Genomic DNA, 1,599 nt, shown 5'->3' with positions numbered 1-1,599 from the left:
TGTACGGCAGCCCTCACGGAACGACGCAATGCGTGCCGATGCGACACGTTTGATCCTCAATCTGCTCGGCAACCAGGGGGTGTGGTTCGTTGCCGTGATCGCCGCCGGGCGTGGACAGGCATGGCCCGGGGTGCTCGCGGCGTTCGCCTTTGTCGCGTTGCATCTGCGAAGCGCGCCGCGGCCCGGGGACGAGATTCGCCTGGTGGTACTCGCGGTGCTGTGCGGGGTGGTCGTCGACGGCGTGGCGGCGTGGCAGGGTTGGGTGGTCTATCGCGCCGCCACCTTCGGTAGCGCGATGGCGCCACCGTGGATCCTGGCGCTGTGGGCATCGCTGGCGGTCACGGCCCATACGGGCATGCGGTCGCTGCAACCGCATCCTTGGGCCGCCGCGTTGCTGGGGGGTATCGGCGGTCCCTTGGCCTACCTGGCAGCGACCCGCGGATGGGACGCCGCGCAGTTCCCCGTGCCAGCGTGGCGGGGCGTGTGCTGGCTCGCGATTGCGTGGGCGATGGCACTGCCTTTGTTGCTGGGTGTCGCGAGACGGCAGGTGACGCGCAGCGCGCTGCGTTGAGCGGCACGGGCCCGCGCGGTCAGCGTTCGGCTTTCTCCCGCAAGCCGTCTTCGTTCTTGTCAGTCGCGTATCCCGAAGGTCAGGCAGCYGCTGCCCTGCCACTGGATCTCGAGAGGCTCGCCGGCGTCTTCAACGGTTTCGACGGAAGGATCCTTGCCGCTGCCCAGGTTGAGTTGGCGGTCGGCTTGCTTGCTCACGCCGATCGTCACCACCAGCCGGCTGCCGGCGGCCAGCTTGCGTCCGATCACGCGCGTGTCCTTCACGACAAGGCGTTGGAGCTCGCCCGGCTGCAACAGGCGCCGCTGCCGCCGGTCTTCGCTGTAGCTCGCTCGTTGTAGCCACCATGCAAGATCGAGGTATTCGCCGTCCGCATTCCGTTCGTAGACGCCGATGGTCAGGTCGACATCTCGCTTGTTGACGGTGAAGTCGAGCACGCCACCGAACGGGCCCGCGAGTTCGATCTCCTGCATCACGGCGTCGCCCACGAATGCCAGGCCCAGGTGCGGATCCAGTCCGGTCGTGACAACCTGCTGCGGCGGTGCCCAGTCCGCGTCTCGGCGGTCGCTGAAGTCAACGCGTTGCGACGCCACAACGCCTGGACGCGATCGCGGGGAAAGCGTGTAGGTGTCGATCGTCGCGCCAGGCGCCAGACACCACGACTGCGTGCGTGTGGCCATCGTCTYCAGCGTGTCAGCATGGCGCCACGCATCGGCACCCATGACCTGCCAATTCACGCGGCCGGCGAGCAGGTCGGGTTTCGGTGCGCCTTTGAAGACATGATCGAACCAGGCTAACCGCAGGGCCTGGAGGTTGATGCGCGCAGCGGCATCCGGTGCATAGCCCTGCACGCTCGGAGGCACGCCCGCCTGCATGGTGATGTGTTCGTAGGGACCGATGACCAGCGTGTGGTCGGCGTCCGCGCGGTGGCRCAGGTGCTGGCGGAAATAGTGCAGAACGCCCGCCTGCGCACCATCGAAGTAGCCCGTCGTCGCCAACACCGGGACCCCGATACGGGCGTACTCCTCGCC

The 1,599-nt window shown here is 67.5% G+C and carries 2 protein-coding genes; one reads left to right on the top strand and one right to left on the bottom strand.

The window, feature by feature from the left end; all coding sequences use genetic code 11:
- The first annotated feature begins 28 nt into the window (after positions 1 to 28).
- Positions 29 to 571, top strand: coding sequence for a DUF2878 domain-containing protein (locus AC04L7_RS18290; protein ID WP_475513648.1), 543 nt, complete (start codon positions 29 to 31; stop codon positions 569 to 571).
- A gap of 59 nt (positions 572 to 630) precedes the next feature.
- Here AC04L7_RS18290 and AC04L7_RS18285 read toward each other — a convergent pair.
- On the bottom strand, positions 631 to 1,599 hold a 969-nt coding region (locus AC04L7_RS18285), incomplete at its 5' end, for a CocE/NonD family hydrolase C-terminal non-catalytic domain-containing protein (RefSeq protein WP_475513647.1).

The organism is Pseudoxanthomonas sp. LjRoot204_2, assembly GCF_056175765.1.
The sequence above is the reverse complement of the archived record's forward strand: the minus strand, read 5'-3'. Positions and strand labels throughout refer to the sequence as shown.

Bases quoted from the DNA above. Each gene is read 5' to 3' on its own strand.
- AC04L7_RS18290 (WP_475513648.1), top strand. From the start codon at position 29: ATGCGTGCCGATGCGACACGTTTGATCCTCAATCTGCTCGGCAACCAG.